13 protein-coding genes and 3 pseudogenes are annotated in these 17719 nt (G+C 67.7%); 9 read left to right on the top strand and 7 right to left on the bottom strand.

Features of this window, described 5'->3' with window-relative positions; genetic code table 11:
* Positions 1 to 230: pseudogene (locus ACAM49_RS13220) on the top strand (LysR family transcriptional regulator); the annotation flags it as partial.
* A 36-nt stretch (positions 231 to 266) separates the two neighbouring features.
* Here the strand turns inward: ACAM49_RS13220 and ACAM49_RS13215 are convergent.
* From ACAM49_RS13215 to pflB, 3 genes are all read right to left on the bottom strand, one after another.
* Positions 267 to 950: a response regulator gene (locus ACAM49_RS13215; RefSeq protein WP_369635762.1), complete on the bottom strand. Its 684-nt coding sequence runs from the start codon at positions 948 to 950 to the stop codon at positions 267 to 269.
* A 117-nt stretch (positions 951 to 1067) separates the two neighbouring features.
* Entirely contained in the window at positions 1068 to 1841 is a 774-nt protein-coding gene (gene pflA, locus ACAM49_RS13210) for a pyruvate formate-lyase-activating protein (RefSeq protein WP_369635761.1), read from the bottom strand.
* 34 nt (positions 1842 to 1875) lie between these two features.
* Positions 1876 to 4128, bottom strand: a complete 2253-nt coding sequence (gene pflB / locus ACAM49_RS13205; RefSeq protein WP_369635760.1) for a formate C-acetyltransferase — start codon at positions 4126 to 4128, stop codon at positions 1876 to 1878.
* 107 nt (positions 4129 to 4235) lie between these two features.
* Between pflB and ACAM49_RS13200 the strand changes: the two genes are divergently transcribed.
* Positions 4236 to 5450, top strand: coding sequence for a GAF domain-containing protein (locus ACAM49_RS13200; protein ID WP_369635759.1), 1215 nt, complete (start codon positions 4236 to 4238; stop codon positions 5448 to 5450).
* A 24-nt stretch (positions 5451 to 5474) separates the two neighbouring features.
* Positions 5475 to 5975, top strand: a complete 501-nt coding sequence (locus ACAM49_RS13195; protein ID WP_369635758.1) for an NUDIX domain-containing protein — start codon at positions 5475 to 5477, stop codon at positions 5973 to 5975.
* 127 nt (positions 5976 to 6102) lie between these two features.
* Here ACAM49_RS13195 and ACAM49_RS13190 read toward each other — a convergent pair whose 3' ends face one another.
* Positions 6103 to 8679, bottom strand: a complete 2577-nt coding sequence (locus ACAM49_RS13190; protein WP_369635757.1) for a polynucleotide kinase-phosphatase — start codon at positions 8677 to 8679, stop codon at positions 6103 to 6105.
* On the bottom strand, positions 8679 to 10178 hold the full coding sequence (locus tag ACAM49_RS13185) for a 3' terminal RNA ribose 2'-O-methyltransferase Hen1 (RefSeq protein WP_369635756.1): 1500 nt from the start codon (positions 10176 to 10178) through the stop codon (positions 8679 to 8681). The genes ACAM49_RS13190 and ACAM49_RS13185 overlap by 1 nt, the downstream gene beginning before the upstream one ends.
* Before the next feature lie 277 nt (positions 10179 to 10455).
* On the opposite strand from ACAM49_RS13185, the gene ACAM49_RS13180 reads away from it, so the two are divergent.
* From ACAM49_RS13180 to clpX, 6 genes are all read left to right on the top strand, one after another.
* Positions 10456 to 11718 carry a hypothetical protein gene (locus ACAM49_RS13180; RefSeq protein WP_369635755.1) on the top strand — a complete coding sequence of 421 codons (1263 nt, stop codon included), beginning with the start codon at positions 10456 to 10458 and terminating at the stop codon, positions 11716 to 11718.
* A gap of 73 nt (positions 11719 to 11791) precedes the next feature.
* Positions 11792 to 12349 (top strand): FKBP-type peptidyl-prolyl cis-trans isomerase, encoded by a 558-nt coding sequence (locus ACAM49_RS13175; protein ID WP_369635754.1) that lies wholly within the window; start codon positions 11792 to 11794, stop codon positions 12347 to 12349.
* 162 nt (positions 12350 to 12511) lie between these two features.
* Complete coding sequence (gene tig / locus ACAM49_RS13170) at positions 12512 to 13915, top strand: trigger factor (protein WP_369635753.1); 1404 nt, start codon at positions 12512 to 12514, stop codon at positions 13913 to 13915.
* A 173-nt stretch (positions 13916 to 14088) separates the two neighbouring features.
* Positions 14089 to 14673, top strand: coding sequence for an ATP-dependent Clp protease proteolytic subunit (locus ACAM49_RS13165; RefSeq protein WP_040806110.1), 585 nt, complete (start codon positions 14089 to 14091; stop codon positions 14671 to 14673).
* 106 nt (positions 14674 to 14779) lie between these two features.
* Positions 14780 to 15403, top strand: coding sequence for an ATP-dependent Clp protease proteolytic subunit (locus ACAM49_RS13160; RefSeq protein WP_369635767.1), 624 nt, complete (start codon positions 14780 to 14782; stop codon positions 15401 to 15403).
* 308 nt (positions 15404 to 15711) lie between these two features.
* Complete coding sequence (clpX, locus tag ACAM49_RS13155) at positions 15712 to 16992, top strand: ATP-dependent Clp protease ATP-binding subunit ClpX (RefSeq protein WP_354834781.1); 1281 nt, start codon at positions 15712 to 15714, stop codon at positions 16990 to 16992.
* Positions 16993 to 17175: 183 nt separating this feature from the next.
* Here clpX and ACAM49_RS13150 read toward each other — a convergent pair.
* Both ACAM49_RS13150 and ACAM49_RS13145 read right to left on the bottom strand, forming a co-directional pair.
* A pseudogene (locus ACAM49_RS13150) lies at positions 17176 to 17223 on the bottom strand (hypothetical protein); the annotation flags it as partial.
* 115 nt (positions 17224 to 17338) lie between these two features.
* A pseudogene (locus tag ACAM49_RS13145) lies at positions 17339 to 17674 on the bottom strand (dihydrofolate reductase family protein); the annotation flags it as partial.
* Positions 17675 to 17719 lie beyond the last annotated feature (45 nt).

The raw sequence follows: 17719 nt of genomic DNA, 5'->3' as shown, positions 1-17719 counted from the left end.
ACCCCGACGGCCCCGGCCCCCAAGTGCGCGACCACACCCAACTGACCCAGCTCATCGCCCTGGGCCGAGCCTGCGCCATCATGCCCGAATCCCTCCAGGCCCACCTACGTGACGACCACGCCATCATCCCGGTCCCGGACGCTCCCCCCGTAACCACCGTCATAGCCTGGCCACCCCACAGCACCTCCAAACCCGTTGCCGCCCTGACCCGCACGGCAACCCGCCTCTAACCGCCGGCGAACCAAGGTCCTGTGCGTGAACGAGGGCTAGCGGACGCCGTCGGCCCAGTTGTCGCCGTGTTCGTGGCGGAGGTGTTCGGCGAGGATGGCGGCTTGGGAGCGGCGGGCGAGGCCCAGTTTGGACAGGAGGGCCGAGACGTAGTTGCGGACTGTCTTTTCCGACAGGTAGATCTTGCCCGCGATCTCCTTGTTGGAGAGGCCCTGGCCGATGTGGGTGAGGATCTGCTTTTCGCGTTCGGTGAGGTCGACATCGGCCAGCGGGTTCGCGGGGGCGCGCTGTTGGAGGCGTTCGGTGACCTCGGCGGCGGTGCTGGGGTCGATCAGGGATTCGCCGGCGGCTACCCGGCGGATGGCGTTGATGAGTTGAGGGCCCCGGAGTTGTTTGAGGACATAGCCTTTGGCACCGGCGAGGACGGCGCCCAGGAGGGCCTCGTCGTCGGAGAAGGACGTCAGCATGAGGACGTTGAGGTCGGGCATCTCGGACATGAGGTCGCGGCAGACGGTGACGCCGTCGCCGTCTTCGAGGCGGACGTCGAGGACGGCCACGTCGGGGCGGACGGCGGGGACGCGGCGCAGGGCTTCGGCGGCGGAGCCGGCCTCACCGGCGACCTCGATGTCGCCCTCGGCTTCCAGCAGGTCCTGCAGGCCGCGGCGCACGATCTCGTGGTCGTCCAGGAGGAAGACTCGGATCTTCTGGTCTGAGTTGTCCACGGTGATCATCCTCGCAGGTGGTCGGTTCGGATCCGGGTAACAGGGCGCGGGTGGCGGTCCGAAACCTCCGCCACCCGCCGCGTTCATTCCCCTGTTCCTTGTCCCCGACAAGGTCTTTTAGTAGGCGGTCAGGCCCGCGTCTCGGAACACGTTGCGCGCCTCTTCGACCTGCTCGGCGGTCGGTGTCGGGGTGTCGGCGAGCACGAAGCGACGGTTGAGGGCCTCCCACTTGGACTGGCCCAGCGTGTGGAACGGAAGCACATCCACCCGCTCGATATTGCCCAGGCCGCCGGCGAATCCGGCCACCGCGCCGATCTCCTCGATCGGGTCGGTGATGCCGGGGACCAGCACGTAGCGCAGCCACACCCGCTTGCCGCGCTTGGCGAGCCGCTGCGCGAAGTCGAGGGTCGGCTGCAGCTCGCGGGCGGTCAGGCGGCGGTAGGTCTCGGGCTGTCCGGCCTTGATGTCCAGCAGCACCAGGTCCGTGGCTGCCAAGAGCTCATCGGAGGCCAGGCGCCCCAGGTATCCGGACGTATCGAGGGCGGTGGACAGACCGAGACCTTGGAACCCCTGCAGCAGAGAGGTCGCGAACTGCGGTTGCTGCAACGGTTCCCCGCCGCTGATGGTTGCGCCGCCGCCGGAAGCCTTGATGAACGGCACGTATTTGGCCGCCTCCATGAGCACATCGTCGACACTCATGATGGTTCCGTTGCTGCGCAACCACGTATCGGGGTTCTGGCAGTAGTGGCAGCGGAGGGGGCAGCCGCTGAGGAAGGTGACGAACCGGGTGCCCGGCCCGTCCACTCCGGTGGAGATGTCCCACGAGTGGACGGATCCGGTGGCGGGTGCGCCGACACCGATATTCGGCTGGGGCAGAAGCGCTGTAGACATTTCCTTCAACCTTTCTCGGTGTCGGCGATACCGGTCAGAGGCTCGCGTGGAAGGTGCGGTTGATGACGTCGAGCTGCTGCTCACGGGTCAGGCGAACGAAGTTCACCGCGTAACCCGAGACGCGAATCGTCAACTGCGGGTAGTTCTCCGGGTGCTCCATGGCGTCGAGCAGAGTGTCCTGGTTGAGGACGTTGACGTTCATGTGGAACCCGTTGGTGGCGATGTAGCCGTCCAGCACGCCCACCAGGTTGGTGATGCGCTCGTCGGCGCTGCGGCCCAGACCCTGCGGCGTCACCGTGGTGGTGAGCGAAATGCCGTCCGTCGCATGCTCGTAGGGCAGCTTGGCGACCGACATGGCCGAGGCCACGATGCCGTGGGTGTCGCGGCCGTTCATCGGGTTGGCGCCCGGCGAGAACGGTTCGCCGTCGCGACGGCCGTCGGGGGTGTTGCCGGTCTTCTTGCCGTACACCACATTCGAGGTGATGGTCAGCACCGACTGGGTGTGCTCGGCATTGCGGTAGGTCGGGTACATGCGGACCTTCTGCATGAACCGCTCCACCAGCTCGGCGGCAATCGAGTCGACGCGGTCGTCATTGTTGCCGTACTTGGGGAAGTCGCCCTCGATCTTGAAGTCGATGGCCAGGCCGGTCTCGTCGCGCACCGGGGACACCTTGGCGTACTTGATGGCCGACAGCGAGTCGGCGGCCACGGCCAGACCGGCGATACCGCAGGCCATGGTGCGGCGAACGTCCAGGTCGTGCAACGCCATCTCGATGCGCTCGTAGGCGTACTTGTCGTGCATGTAGTGAATCACGTTGAGCGCGTGCACATACGTCTTGGCCAGCCAGTCCATCAGCTTGTCCATGGCGGCGTCGACCTCGGCGTAGTCGAGCACCTCGGCGGTGATGGGCTCGAAGCCCTTCGCGACGACCTTGCCCTTCTTCTCGTCGCGGCCGCCGTTGATGGCGTACAGCAGCGTCTTGGCGAGATTGACTCGCGCGCCGAAGAACTGCATCTGCTTGCCGACCTCCATGGCCGAGACACAGCAGGCGATGGCGGTGTCGTCGCCGAAGCGCGGCCGCATCAGCTCATCCGACTCGTACTGGATGGAGCTGGTGTCGATCGACACCTTGGCGCAGAAGCGCTTGAAGCCCTCGGGCAGCGCGGGCGACCAGAACACGGTCAGGTTCGGCTCGGGGGCCGGGCCCAGGTTGTAGAGGGTCTGCAGGTAGCGGAAGCTGGTGCGGGTCACCAGCGGACGGCCGTCGGAGCCGATGCCGCCGATGGACTCGGTCACCCAGGTCGGGTCGCCGGAGAACAGCTCGTCGTACTCGGGGGTGCGCAGGAAGCGCACGATGCGCAGCTTGATGACGAAGTCGTCGACCAGTTCCTGGGCGCGCTCCTCGGTGATCAGGCCCTCGGCCAGGTCACGCTCGAGGTAGATGTCCACGAAGTTGGCGGTCCGGCCCAGCGACATGGCCGCGCCGTTCTGCTCCTTCACCGCGGCCAGGTAGGCGAAGTACAGCCACTGGATGGCCTCCTGTGCATTGGATGCGGGCTTGGAGATGTCGTAGCCGTAAGAGGCGGCCATCTCCTTGAGCTCGTTCAGCGCGCGGATCTGCTCGCTGACTTCCTCACGGCGACGGATGGTTTCGTCATCGGCCCACAGATCCTCGAGCGCGAGGTGATCGGCCTTCTTGCCCTCGATGAGCTTGTCCACGCCGTAGAGCGCGACACGGCGGTAGTCGCCGATGATGCGGCCGCGGCCGTAGGCATCCGGCAGGCCGGTCACGATGCCGGCGCTGCGGGCGGCGCGAATGTCGGCGGTGTAGGCGTCGAAAACGCCGTCATTGTGGGTCTTGCGGTACTTGGTGAAGATCTCGGCGACCTTCGGATCCTCCTCCACGCCGTACGCGGCGAGGCTGGACTGCACCATGCGGTAGCCGCCGTAGGGCATGATGGCCCGCTTCAGCGGGGCATCGGTCTGCAGGCCGACGATGAGCTCGGAATCCTGATCGATGTAGCCCGGCTTGTGGGCGGTGATGGTGGAGGGGGTGTGCTGGTCCACGTCGTAGATGCCGCGCTCGCGCTCGGCCGGGAACATGGCGCTCAGCTTGTCCCAGATGCCCAGGGTGCGGGTGGTGGGGCCGGCCAGGAAGCTGCCGTCGCCCTCGTAGGGCGTGTAGTTCTGCTGAATGAAATCGCGCACGTTGATGGCGTCCCGCCACAGGCCGCCTTTGAATCCGGTCCAGGCTTCGGTGCGCGGTTCGGTTCCGATCATCGTCATTTTGTGACTCCTAAATCAGCCGAAAGGTCTGAAATCAGACTGCTCTGTCGCGACACCCCACCCCAGAGACAAATGTCCTCAGGTTGCCGCTCGGTAGCCTGTGGTTCATGTCCGAGGAGTCGTGGGGTGGCGTACCGGATGAGCTACGCGCGCTGACCGCCCCGGAGGAGCGGCTGCACGACCTGGTCGAGGCCGTGTACGCGGTGGTCTCCGACCTGGACGTGGATCTGGTGCTGCGGCAGCTGGTGACCGCGGCCTGCCGGCTGGTCGACGCCGAATACGGTGCGCTCGGATTGCTGGAACCCGGTGACGACGGCAGCGGGGAACGGCGGCTCGCGCAATTCGTGCCGGTCGGCATGGACGAGGAGACGATCCGCAGGATCGGGAACTGGCCGTGCGGGCGGGGCGTGCTCGGCGTGGTGCTCTCCGGCGAGGACCCGGTGCGGCTGGACGATCTCATGACCCATCCCGCCTTCCAGGGCTGGCCCGCCGGGCATCCGCTGATGCACAGCTTCCTCGGCGTGCCGGTGCGCTATCGCGGGCGGCTGCTGGGTGATCTCTATCTCGCCAACAAGCGCTCGGGCAGCTTCACCGACGAGGACGAGCGGATCATCGAGGCGCTCGCGGTCATCGCCGCGACGAAGATCACCAATGTCCGGATGTACGAGCAGGTCCAGCGCGACACCGTGCGGCGTCAGCAGGACTCCGCCAAGATCGCCGTGATGGAGGACCGCGACCGCATCGCCCGCGACCTCCACGATTCGGTCATCCAGCGCATCTACGCCTCCGGGCTGGCGTTGCAGGGCGCGCTGCGCATGCAGCCCGCACCGGATATCGCCGACCGCCTCGAACGCGTGGTCGCCGATCTCGACGACACCATTCAGGACATTCGCGGCACCATCTTCTCGCTGCAATCCGCGACCGGCGGACAGGGCGGATTGCGCAGCGAGATCAGCGATCTGGTCACCACCGCCGCCCGCCACCTGGGCTTCACCCCGAACCTGCGGCAGAACGGGCCCATCGACACCCTGGTCCCGCCCGACACCGCCCGCCAGGCCATCGCGGTGCTGCGGGAATCGCTGTCCAACACCGTCCGCCACGCCGACGCCACCCGCATCGACGTGGCGGTGACCGCCGCCCGCGGTGAACTCCGGATCTCGGTGGCGGACAACGGCATCGGCGTCGGCGACGCACCCCGGCGCGGCGGCCTGCGCAATATCGCCGAACGCGCCACCGAACTCGACGGCGTGGTGGAGATCGGGCTGGGCCTGGACGGCCGCGGCACCACGGTCGTCTGGCGCGTGCCGATCTCGGAGGCGTGAGCGCGGTTCGGCAGACTGCATGCCATGAGCCTCAGATTCAGCGCCGGAGTCCTGCTGTTCCGCCGCACCAATGGCCTCGAGGTGCTGCTCGGGCACATGGGCGGCCCGCTGTGGGCGAAGAAGGACGCCTCGGCGTGGTCGATCCCCAAGGGTGAATACGAGCCCACCGAGGAACATCCGGAGGTCGCCGCCCGCCGCGAATTCACCGAGGAGCTCGGCCTTCCCGTCCCCGACGGCGACTGGATTCCCCTGGGCGAGGTCCAATACGGCAGCGGCAGCAGCAAGAAGCAGGTCACCGTCTGGGCGGTCGAAGGCGACCTGGACCCGACCCAGATCGTGCCCGGCACCTTCGAAATGGAATGGCCCCCGCGCTCCGGCCGCATGGCCGAGTTCCCCGAAATCGACCGTGCCGCCTGGTTCGACCTGGACACCGCCGAGGAGAAGCTCGGAAAAGGCCAGCGCCCCTACCTCTCCCGCCTCCGCGACCACCTAGCCGCGCCCTCCAGCACCACTCCCGCCGACTAAGTCAGCAGCCCCAGTCGACATATCCGCTGAGTGGCACACCAGCGCGGTGGATTCGGACAAATCCCCTCACTGGTGTGCCACTCGGTGAAGCGGCGGGTGGCGGCAGAGCGGCCGCGCCCCTTCGCACCTACAGCCGCGGGTCGACGGGCTCCGTCTCCAGGGCGAGGACCGCGAAGACGGCTTCGTGGACGCGCCACAAGGGTTCGCGGGCCACGAAGCGGTCCAGGGCTTCCAGGCCCAGGGCGTATTCGCGGAGCGCCATGGAGCGCTTGCCGCCCAGGCCTCGGGAGCGGAGGCGGTCGAGCTGGTCGGGGCGGAGGTATTCCGGGCCGTAGATGATCCGGAGGTATTCCGGGCCACGGCATTTCACGCCCGGCTGGACCGGGCGGCCGCTGCGGTTGGTGCCGGGGACCAGGGAGCCCAGGGGCTTGACCACCATGCCCTCGCCGCCGGCTGCGGTGAGGGACGTCCACCAGGCGGTGGCATCGGCCTCGGCCTCGGGGGAGGCGAGGTCGACTACGCGGCGACCCGTCGCGGTGAAGAACTCCGGGTCGGCGGCGACCAGGCGGTCGAGGCGTTCCAGGTGCCAGTTGTGGTCGCGGACGGCGTAATTCGCGCCGGACGCGGCCAGCAGCTGGAAGGGGGCCAGGCGGACGCCCTCCAGTCCTTCGGTGGGCCAGCAGTAGCGGCCGTAGGCCGTGGTGAAGGCCTCGGCGTCGGCTCGGCGCGCGGTGGTGCGCGCGGCGAGATCGGCTACGTCCAAACCCCGTTCGGCCGCGGCCGCCAGCACGTCGGAGGCCTCGGCAAGCGACGCTCGCGCCGCCGCGCCGACCGCCGCGTACTGGTGACGCAGCAGCCCGAGCGCCTTGGCCGACCACGGCAGCAGCTCGGTGTCGAGCAGCAGCCAGTCGGTGCCCAATTCCTCGAACAGCCCGGCGGTTTCGGCCGCCGCCCGCACCCGGGACAGCAGTGTCTCGGTGGCGGCCGGGTCGTCGAAGAAGGGACGGCCGGTGCGGGTGTACACCGCGCCGGTCGAACCGTCCTCGACGCCGAACCGGTCCCGCGCCGCCTGCGCCGACCGCGAAACCACCACCACCGCACGCGAACCCATGTGCTTCTCCTCGCACACCACGGTCTCCACGCCCTCGGAGCGGTAGTACTCGAAGGCCTGGGCCGGATGCTCGAGGTAGCCGTCCAGGGTGGAGGTGGCGCACGGCGACATGGTCGGCGGCAGGTACACCAGCCAGCGCGGGTCCACGGCGAAGCGGCTCATCACCTCGAGCGCGGCGCTCGCGGCGTCCTCCCGCACGCTGACCCGGCCCAGGTGGCGGGTCTCCACCACGCGGCGGCCCAGCACGTCGTCCAGGTCGAGCACGCCCGGATCCCGCTGCACCACCGCCTCGCCGGTGGCGAAGACCCCGGCCTGCAGCGGGCGCACCGGCTCGAACCAGACCTGTTTGGCCGCAACCGAAACCGGCTCTCGTTCCGGATAGCGCAGGGCGGTCAGGCGGCCGCCGAACACCACGCCGGTGTCCAGGCACAGCGTGTTGTTGACCCACACCAGTTCGGTCATCGGGGTGTGCCCGTACAGCACCAGCGCCTTGCCGCGGTAGTCGTTGGCCCACGGGTAGCGCACCGGCAGCCCGTATTCGTCGGTCTCGCCGGTGGATTCGCCGTACATGGCGAATTCGCGCACCCGGCCCGAGGTGCGGCCCTGGTATTCCTCCTTCAGCCCCGCGTGCGCGACCACCAGCTTGCCGCCGTCGAGCACATAGTGGCTGACCAGTCCGCGCATGAATTCGTGTGCGGCCTTGCGGAATTCGGCGTCCTCGGCCTCGAACTGGGCCAGCGATTCGGCCAGCCCGTGCGCCACCGTGACCCGGCGGCCGTCGAGCGCGCGGACCAGCTTGAACTCGTGGTTTCCGGTGACGCACAGGGCGTTTCCGGAACCCACCATGCCCATGACCAGCCGCACCACACCCGGGGTGTCGGGCCCGCGGTCGACCAGGTCGCCGACGAACACGGCCGTGCGCCCCTCCGGATGCCGCGCGTCCACCGCACGACCGGCCTCGTCGCGGGCGATGACATAGCCGAGCTCACCGAGCAGCGTCTCGAGCTCGCTACGGCAGCCGTGCACGTCGCCGATCACGTCGAACGGTCCGGTGAGATCGCTCTTGTCGTTCCACAGCCGCTCGTCGCGGATCGTGGCTGCGTCGATCTCCTCGATGCCGCGCAGCACGTGCACCTTGCGGAAACCCTCGCGCTCCAGGAACTTCAGCGAGCGCCGCAGATCACGCTGGTGCCGGTTGACCACGTGCGGGCCCAGATCCGCGCGATCCACGCGCAGCGCGTTGCGCCGCACGCACTCGGCCTCGGGGACATCGAGCACGATCGCCACCGGCAGCACATCGTGGGCGCGCGCCAGCTCGACCAGCGCCTGCCGCGCCTTCGGCTGCACATTGGTGGCGTCGATGACGGTGCGCAGCCCGCGCCGCAGGCGCACGCCCGCCACGTGGTGCAGCAGCTCGAACGCCTCGTTCGTGACCGACTGGTCGGACTCGTCATCGCTGACCAGCCCGCGATAGGCATCCGAGGACAGCACCGCCGTCGACCGGAAGTGCTTGTGCGCGAACGTGGACTTGCCGGACCCGCTGCTGCCGATCAAGACGACCAGCGACAGCACCGGAACGGACAGCTCGGCCATTACGCGGCTCCTTTCTCGTCGCTGTCGTCGCTCTTGCCCTGTTTCGTGAACACAGCCATCTGTGTCGACGCCCCCACTTCCGCATCCTCGGGCCCGATCGGCGCGAATCGCACGGCGTACCCGTACGTTTCCCCGACCCGTTGTGCCCAGTCCGCGAATTCTGCCCGGCTCCATTCGAATCGGTGATCCGAATGCCGGAAAGCACCCGCCGCGAGCCCGTCGTAGCGCACGTTGAACTCGCTGTTGGGCGTGGTCACCACGACCGCGCCCGGCGCCGCCGCCCCGAACACCGACTGCTCCAAGGCCTTCAGGCGCGGTGCGTCCACATGCTCGATGACCTCCATGAGCACCGCCGCGTCGTAGCCGGTCAGCGAGGCGTCGGTATACGTGAGCGCACCCTGCCGCGCAGTCACCCGCTTCGACTGCCATTCCGGCAACCGCCGCATCCGCCGCGCCGCGATCTTCAACTCCCGCATGGACACATCGATCCCCACGATCTCGGTGAACGCCCGATCCGCCACCAGCTCCCGCAGCAGCGACCCCTGCCCGCAACCCAGATCGAGCACCCGGCTCGCCCCGACCTCGAGCAGCGCCCGGTGCACGGCGGCACGCCGCAGCACCGCCAGCGACGGTCCACGCTCGTCCTCGGTCTCGGACCCCTCGGCGGCCGCACCCGCCGTGGAATCACCCTCGGCCACCGTGTCTTCGGTGATCTCCTCGATCGCGTCGAGTTCCTCCGGCTCGGCATCGTCCAGTTCGGCCAGACGGGCCAGTGCCGTCCGGACGAGCGTGTATCGGCGCGTCAGGTAGCGCCGGGTGATCCATTCCCGTTCCGGGTGGTCGACCAGCCAGCCCTCGCCGAAGCGCAGCAGCTTGTCGATCTCGCCGCTGTCGAGCCAGTAGTGCTTGCTGCCGTCGAGGACGGGCAGCAGCACGTACAGGTGGGACAGCGCGTCGGAAAGCCGCATGGTGCCGGTGAGTTCGAGGCGCAGGTAATGCGAATCGCCCCAATCCGGGAACGCGGGATCCAGCGGCAGGGGAGTGGCCACGACCGTCCAGCCCAGCGGCGCGAACACCCGCTCGGCGTACTCCGCCCCGCCCTTGCACGGCACGGCCGGAAGTTCGATGCGCAACGGCAGCGCGGTCTCGGCCAGCTCCGGGCGCTGCTTGCACCGCCCGTGCAGCGCGGTCCCGAACACCGTCGAGATGGCGACGGACAGCAGCGACGACGCGGCGTAGGGCCGGTCGTTCACGTACTGGCCGAGGCTGAAGTCGGGCGTCCCCTTGGGCTTCCCGCGCACCAGCCGCACGGGATCGATCTCCAGCAGGAGCGCGGCCGTGCAGCGCTCCTCGCCCGCCTCGGGGTAGAAGACGTGCGCCTCGCCGTAGGACTGCTCGAAGGTCTGTATGCGCGACGGATTCTTGTGCAGCAGATAGCCGAGATCGCTGGCCGTCCATGCGGCACCGTCCGGTCGCGTACAAGAGATCGTCAACAGCATCCTGAGATGCTCCCGTAGGTGTTGGGCGGCCGCAAATACATTTCCGTCTCGAGCTGCGCCGATTCCCGGCCCGCTCGCCGCGGACTCCACCTCGATTGTTACGGACCGGTCGCGATCTCTTCGTAAACTCTTCCCGCACAGCACGATTGCGATCACACTCGAAAGGTGCGTCCGGGGGAGGATCTCGGCGGTTTCGGCGCGGTGCGGCGCGAAACCTCGGTCGGCTCACGGTAATTGGGTGATCAGGCTCCGGACCCGAGCGTTACGGGGGTGCGGGATGCGTCGATTCGATCCGGCAAGGTCACACGGTTCCGGTATCCGGCGGGGTTACGCCGAATGGCTGCCGGTCTTCTCGATCGCGGTGCTGGTGACCGCGTGCACGATCGCGGGTGCGCCGCGGCCGGTGACGGCGGCCGTGGGCAGGGTCGATCTCGGGGGCTACAGCGGGCGACCCCTGGCCGCGCCGCGCGATGCCGGGGAAACCTATGGCGGCCTGATGGAATCGGTGCGGATGGCCGACGCCGTCGTATCGCCGCGCTCGTTCGATCCGGCGCTGTCGCAGATTTCCGCGATCCCGGTGCCCACCCCGCTGGATGCCGTCGGCATCCTCGCCGACGCCACCCGCGAGACCCTCGCCGACCACGGGATGCTGGCCGGATTCAGCATCGGCGGCACCGACGATCCGAGCGGCGTACCGCGGATCGGGGTGTCGCGTTCGGTGCGGCTCACGGTCCTGCGCATGCGCGACAATATGACGGCCATCGACGCGGCCCGCCAGATCGACGCCCGCGACTTCGCCGTCAATCGCGACAACGTCCCCGTCCCCTTCGTCGATTACTTTGCGACCCACGGTCATTGGCGCACCTACGAGCCGACGCTCGCCGCCACCCTCGCCCACGGCCCGTTCGTGGTGACCGTCTACGTCACCAACCCGACCACCGATCGCGCCGCCCTGCAGTCCCTGGCCGAAACCGCCTTCGACGCGGAACTGCCGGTCCTGGACGCCTTCACGCCCACCCCGGCCGAGCAGCTGGCGACGCTGCCGCTCGACCCGGAGGGCATGCTCGGCCGCCTGCTGCCAGCGACACCCGGCCAATGGCCCTACCCCGAACTGTTCGAGGACGAGCAGGGCGTCATCGCCGGCTGGCGTGGACACCGGCGCGCTACCGGCATCGCGTACGGCCCCCTCGTCGCCGACATCTGGCTCAACCGCCCCGGCGACACCGTGCGAATCCCGGTCCAGGCCATGGCCGTAGCGGACAACGCCCGGCTGCTCCGCTTCCCCGACGCCGTCGCCGCCCGCCACGCCCTGCTCCGCCTGTCCGCGCCGACGGGGAACCAGAAGGTCGCCACCGCCCCGGGCCGCATTCCCGACGCCGCCTGCCTGCGCGACCCCGATGCGCAAACGCCCGACCAGCAATTCACCTGCCTCGTCCTGGAAGGCCGCTACCTGGCGCTGGTTTCCGGCGCGACCGAGGAATCGGTGCACCGGATGGCGGTCGCGCAGTACGCGATGCTCACCGATTCGGCCGGGCACTGAGGATCTCCCGATCGTGTAGGTTCGGCGCGGCGTCGCAAAACTCTGCGGCAATCCGGATCGGACAGGAGCGGGAATGCGCTTGGTGGGCAAGGTCGGTGCGATCGGTGCGGTCGCGGCCGCCGCGGTGCTGATGGCGGGTTGCTCGAGCAGCGGCGACGACAAGGCGGCGGCGACCTCGACGACCACCGCCGCGGCCGCCACCACCGCCGCGAGCAAGGGGCGCGAGTGCACCGCCGACGACATCAAGGTCGACGGCGGCTTCGGCCAGACCCCCAAGATCACCATTCCCGACGACTGCGATCCGCCCAAGCAGCTGATCGTCAAGGACCTGGTCGCCGGCAGCGGGCCGGGCGCGCAGGCCGGGCAGCAGCTGACCATGAACTACAGCCTGGTCACCTGGTCGAACAAGAAGGTGCTCGACAGCTCCTTCACCCGCGGCCAGACCTTCCCGCTGAATCTGGGCGCGGGCGAGGTCATCAAGGGCTGGGATCAGGGCCTGGTCGGCGTCCAGCAGGGCGCCCGCCGCCTGCTGATCATCCCGCCGGACCTGGGCTACGGCGCGGGCGGCCGCGGCATGAAGCCGTACGAGACGCTCGTCTTCGTCACCGACGCCGTCAAGGTCGGTAACTAGAAGCTCAGCCCTCCCACCAGCGCGACCGGTCGGCCGACCGGCCGTCGGCAGGTCCTGCCCGTGACCGGTTACACGGCCCGTGGGGCCGTCAACTAACCTGGTCGGGATGCGTTCGGGGGGAACCTAGACGTCAACCATGAACTACGAACAAGGAGCATGTCCGTGAAGAGCACCGTCGAGCAGCTGAGCCCGACTCGGGTCCGCATCAATGTCGAGGTGCCCTTCGAGGAGCTCAAGCCGGACTTCGACCGCGCGTACAAGGCGCTGGCGCAGCAGATCCGGATCCCCGGCTTCCGCCCGGGCAAGGCCCCGGCCAAGCTTCTCGAGGCCCGTGTCGGCCGTGGCGCGGTGCTGGAGCAGGTCGTCAACGACGTGCTGCCCAAGCGCTACAGCGAGGCCGTGATCGAGACCCAGGCCAAGGTCATCGGCCAGCCGGAGATCGAGATCACCAAGATCGAGGACGGCGAGGAGCTGGCCTTCACCGCCGAGGTCGACGTCCGCCCGGAGGTCACCCTGCCCGACTTCTCGACCATCAAGGTCGAGGTCGACCCGATCGAGATCACCGATGCCGACATCGACGAGCAGCTGCAGTCGCTGCGTGCCCGCTTCGGCACCCTGACCGCGGTCGAGCGCGCCATCGAGAACGGCGACTTCGTCTCCATCGACCTGTCCGCCACCGTCGACGGCGAGGCCGTCGAGGAGGCCTCCACCACCGGCCTGTCCCACGAGGTCGGCTCCGGCCAGCTCATCGAGGGCCTGGACGAGGCCCTGGTCGGCCTGAAGCAGGGCGAGTCCAAGGACTTCACCTCCAAGCTGGTCGCCGGCGAGCACGCGGGCAAGGAAGCCGTCATCACCGTGACCGTGCAGTCGGTCAAGGAGCGCGAGCTGCCCGAGGCCGATGACGAGTTCGCCCAGCTGGCAAGCGAATTCGACACCATCGACGAGCTGAAGGAAGACCTCAAGACCCGCGTCGAGCGCGTCAAGAAGGTCACCCAGGCCGGCGAGATCCGCGACAAGGTGCTCGAGGCCCTGCTCGAGACCGTCGAGATCCCGCTGCCCGAGGGCGTCGTCAAGGCCGAGGTCGACGCCGTCGAGCACGACGCCGTCCACGGCTTCGACCACGACGAGGCCAAGCTGGCCGAGGCCCTCGAGGCCCAGGGCTCCTCGCTGGACGAGTTCAAGAAGGACACCAAGGAAGCCGCCGAGAAGTCGGTCAAGACCCAGCTGCTGCTCGACGCCGTCGCCGAGCAGGAGAACACCCAGGTCGGCCAGGACGAGCTGTACGAGCGGATCATCTTCCAGGCCCAGCGCTACGGCATGAGCCCGGATCAGTTCATCCAGCAGATCCAGCAGGCCGGCCAGCTGGGCGCGGTCTTCGCCGACGTCCGCCGCGGCAAGGCGCTGGCCGGTGTCGTGGTCGCGGCCACCGTCACCGACACCGCCGGCAACACCGTGGACACCGCCGAGATGTTCGGCAACCCGGCCGAAGAGGCCGAAGAGGTCTCCGCCGAAGAGCTCGCGACCGTGGCCGATGCCACCGAAGCGGCCGAGGGTGACGCCAAGTAAGAGCAATGACCGCAGCGCGGTATAAGTTTGCGCTGTGAGCGAAGCAGGGCGGTACCGGGAGTTCGGTGCCGCCCTGCTTCGTTAGGGTTTGTGTCAGCGAATCAGTAGGGGCTTGTTTACGAGCCGTTGAGAGAGGGCAGGTATCCGTGACAATTCATCAGGCAGGGGTGCGCATGACATCCGCGACTGCTGGTCTGAACCTCAGTGATTCGGTGTACGAGCGCCTGCTGCGCGAGCGCATCATCTTCCTGGGCACTCAGGTCGACGACGACATCGCCAACAAGCTGTGCGCGCAGATCATCCTGCTCTCGGCCGAGGATCCGACCAAGGACATCCACCTCTACATCAACTCCCCGGGTGGTTCGGTGACCGCCGGTATGGCGATCTACGACACCATGGAATTCGCCCAGTGCGATATCGCCACCTACGGCATGGGCCTGGCCGCCTCGATGGGCCAGTTCCTGCTGGCCGCCGGCACCAAGGGCAAGCGTTTCGCCCTGCCGCACGCGCGGATCATGATGCACCAGCCGTCGGCGGGCATCGGTGGTTCGGCCGCGGACATCGCCATTCAGGCCGAGCAGTTCGCGTACACCAAGCGTGAGATGAACGAGCTGCAGTCGCAGTTCACCGGCAAGTCCGTCGAGCAGGTGACCGCCGACGCCGACCGCGACCGCTGGTTCACCGCGCAGGAAGCCCTCGAGTACGGCTTCATCGATCACGTGATCACGCACGCGAGCCAGGCGAACGGCAGCAACTAGTTCCGCAGCCTCACCCACCCAGACTTTGGAGACGTCTATGTCCAACATGATCGACCCCCGGGCCGCGGGCATCACCTTCAGCGCCGCCGGTTCCTCGCTCAACCAGATGCAGATGCCGCAGGGCCGCTACATCCTGCCGTCCTTCGTCGAGCACTCGAGCTTCGGTGTCAAGGAGTCGAACCCTTACAACAAGCTCTTCGAGGAGCGCATCATCTTCCTCGGCGCGCAGGTGGACGACACCTCCGCGAACGACATCATGGCGCAGCTGCTGGTGCTGGAGTCCCTTGATCCGGACCGCGACATCACCATGTACATCAACTCGCCCGGTGGCTCGTTCACCGCGCTGATGGCCATCTACGACACCATGCAGTACGTGCGCGCCGATGTCGCCACCGTCTGCCTGGGCCAGGCCGCCTCGGCCGCGGCCGTGCTGCTCGCCGCCGGCGCCCCCGGCAAGCGCGCCGCGCTGCCCAACGCCCGCATCCTGATCCACCAGCCCTCCACCTCGGGCGGCATCCAGGGCCAGGTCTCCGACCTGGAGATCCAGGCCGCCGAGATCGAGCGCATGCGCCGCCTCATGGAGACCACGCTGGCCCGCCACACCGGCAAGGACGCGGACGTCATCCGCAAGGACACCGACCGCGACAAGATCCTGACCGCCGAAGAGGCCAAGGATTACGGCATCGTCGACACGGTGTTCGAGTACCGCAAGCTCAGCGCCCAGAAGTGAGTTGGGCGGGTGGCGGGGTTCCGGCTGGTCCCGGGCGTCCCCGCCACCCGGGCAGGGGTGAGTCCACGCACATGTCCGGTGAGAAACGTGCCCAAGTTGTCGACCTCGGTCACGAGAAGCGGGTACGGTCACTCTAGGGACCTTTGCTCGTGGTTGTCGGCTCTGCTTTTGCATCCAACACATTTGGATACACCGCCGAAAGGCCGGATCCGCAAACTCAGGGGTCGCGGCTTACGCTCGAAGAAGGCAGCTCGCCGGCAACCGGGGACAGACGGTTGCACGCGGACAAGGAAGTAGGGACCCAGGAGATGGCGCGCATCGGTGATGGCGGCGATCTGTTGAAGTGCTCGTTCTGCGGAAAGAGCCAGAAGCAGGTCAAGAAGCTCATTGCGGGACCGGGGGTGTACATCTGCGACGAGTGCATCGACCTGTGCAACGAGATCATCGAGGAAGAGCTCGCCGAATCCAGCGAGGTCAAGCTCGACGAGTTGCCCAAGCCCGCGGAGATCAGGGATTTTCTCGAGCAGTATGTGATCGGGCAGGACGCCGCCAAGAGAACGCTAGCCGTGGCTGTGTACAACCACTACAAGCGGATTCAGGCGGGCGACAAGGGCCGTGACTCCCGGGGTGAACCGGTCGAGCTGGCCAAGTCCAATATTCTGATGCTCGGCCCGACGGGCTGTGGCAAGACCTATCTGGCGCAGACCCTCGCGAAGATGCTGAACGTCCCGTTCGCCATCGCGGACGCGACCGCGCTCACCGAGGCCGGATACGTCGGCGAGGATGTCGAGAACATCCTGCTGAAGCTCATCCAGGCCGCCGACTACGACGTCAAGCGCGCCGAGACCGGCATCATCTACATCGACGAGGTCGACAAGATCGCCCGCAAGTCGGAGAACCCGTCCATCACCCGGGACGTCTCCGGTGAGGGCGTGCAGCAGGCGCTGCTGAAGATCCTCGAGGGCACCCAGGCCTCGGTGCCGCCGCAGGGCGGCCGCAAGCATCCGCATCAGGAATTCATCCAGATCGACACCACGAACGTGCTGTTCATCGTGGCGGGCGCGTTCGCGGGCCTGGAGAAGATCGTTCAGGATCGAGTCGGCAAGCGCGGCATCGGTTTCGGCGCGGAGGTCCGCTCCAAGGCCGAGATCGACACCGCCGATCACTTCGCCGATGTGATGCCCGAGGATCTGATCAAGTTCGGTCTGATTCCCGAGTTCATCGGCCGCCTCCCCGTCGTCGCCTCGGTCACCAACCTGGACAAGGACTCCCTGGTCCGGATCCTGGCCGAGCCGAAGAACGCGTTGGTGAAGCAGTACGTGCGGCTGTTCGAAATGGACGGCGTGGACCTGGAATTCACCCAGGACGCGCTGGAAGCCGTTGCGGATCAGGCGATTCTGCGCGGCACCGGTGCGCGTGGCCTGCGCGCGATCATGGAGGAAGTGCTCCTCCCGGTCATGTACGACATCCCCAGCCGGGATGACGTCGCCAAGGTGGTCGTCAACGCCGACACCGTGAACGACAACGTGCTGCCGACGATCGTGCCGCGGAAGCGTCAGACCCCGGAGCGCCGGGAGAAGTCGGCGTAAGCCCGAAACGAGCGAAACCGGCTCTGCGAGAATCTTTCTCGCGGAGCCGGTTTTCTTGTGTCCGGCTCAGTCCTCGGCGAAGTCGCCGTAGGTCGGGGCACCCTGCTTGCGGTAGGTCGCGATGACCACGCCCTTCGGGGTGACCCGGGTTTCCGCCACCGTGAACGCGGTGGGGACGGCATTCTCCGGGAACAGTCGCTTGCCCGTGCCGAGAATGACCGGGAAGGTCAGGATGTTCAGGGTGTCGACGAGGTCGGCGGCCAGTAGCGAGCGGATGAGCGCACCCGCTGCCGTGGACCTGGAGTTCGCGGCCCGGGCGGGCCTTCAGCTCGGCGATCTCCTTGAGCGGGTCGCCGTGCAGGAGTTCGGTGCCGGACCAGTCGGCGTGGTCGAGGGTGCTGGTCGGGACGTACTTGGGGAGGTCGTTGAGCTTGTTCGCGATGGGGTGGCCCGGCAGATTGTGGTTGGGCCAGTAGCTCGCGAAGATCTCGTAGGTCTTGCGGCCGAGGAGGAAAGCGTCGACGCGGTCGAAGACCGAGACCATGAATTCGCCGAAGGCATCGTCACCGAAGGGCGCGGACCAGCCGCCGTGCGCGAACCCCCCGCTCGGATCTTCCGACGGTCCACCCGGCGCCTGATAGACACCGTCGATGGTGACGAACTGGGTGACCGACAGTTCCATGATGTTCTCCTGTGGGCTCCCGTTCCGGAAGCCTGGAGTCGGTGA

Origin of the sequence: Nocardia sp. JMUB6875 (assembly GCF_041154655.1) — a bacterium.
Classification (GTDB): Bacteria; Actinomycetota; Actinomycetes; order Mycobacteriales; family Mycobacteriaceae; genus Nocardia.
The sequence above is the reverse complement of the archived record's forward strand: the minus strand, read 5'-3'. Positions and strand labels throughout refer to the sequence as shown.

What these genes read in the sequence shown, in the direction of transcription:
- pflA (WP_369635761.1), bottom strand. Translation starts at nt 1,841, where the DNA reads ATGTCTACAGCGCTTCTGCCCCAGCCGAATATCGGTGTCGGCGCACCC.
- pflB (WP_369635760.1), bottom strand. Translation starts at nt 4,128, where the DNA reads ATGACGATGATCGGAACCGAACCGCGCACCGAAGCCTGGACCGGATTC.
- ACAM49_RS13200 (WP_369635759.1), top strand. Translation starts at nt 4,236, where the DNA reads ATGTCCGAGGAGTCGTGGGGTGGCGTACCGGATGAGCTACGCGCGCTG.
- ACAM49_RS13195 (WP_369635758.1), top strand. Translation starts at nt 5,475, where the DNA reads ATGAGCCTCAGATTCAGCGCCGGAGTCCTGCTGTTCCGCCGCACCAAT.
- ACAM49_RS13190 (WP_369635757.1), bottom strand. Translation starts at nt 8,679, where the DNA reads ATGGCCGAGCTGTCCGTTCCGGTGCTGTCGCTGGTCGTCTTGATCGGC.
- ACAM49_RS13185 (WP_369635756.1), bottom strand. Translation starts at nt 10,178, where the DNA reads ATGCTGTTGACGATCTCTTGTACGCGACCGGACGGTGCCGCATGGACG.
- ACAM49_RS13180 (WP_369635755.1), top strand. Translation starts at nt 10,456, where the DNA reads ATGCGTCGATTCGATCCGGCAAGGTCACACGGTTCCGGTATCCGGCGG.
- ACAM49_RS13175 (WP_369635754.1), top strand. Translation starts at nt 11,792, where the DNA reads ATGCGCTTGGTGGGCAAGGTCGGTGCGATCGGTGCGGTCGCGGCCGCC.
- ACAM49_RS13165 (WP_040806110.1), top strand. Translation starts at nt 14,089, where the DNA reads ATGACATCCGCGACTGCTGGTCTGAACCTCAGTGATTCGGTGTACGAG.
- ACAM49_RS13160 (WP_369635767.1), top strand. Translation starts at nt 14,780, where the DNA reads ATGCAGATGCCGCAGGGCCGCTACATCCTGCCGTCCTTCGTCGAGCAC.
- clpX (WP_354834781.1), top strand. Translation starts at nt 15,712, where the DNA reads ATGGCGCGCATCGGTGATGGCGGCGATCTGTTGAAGTGCTCGTTCTGC.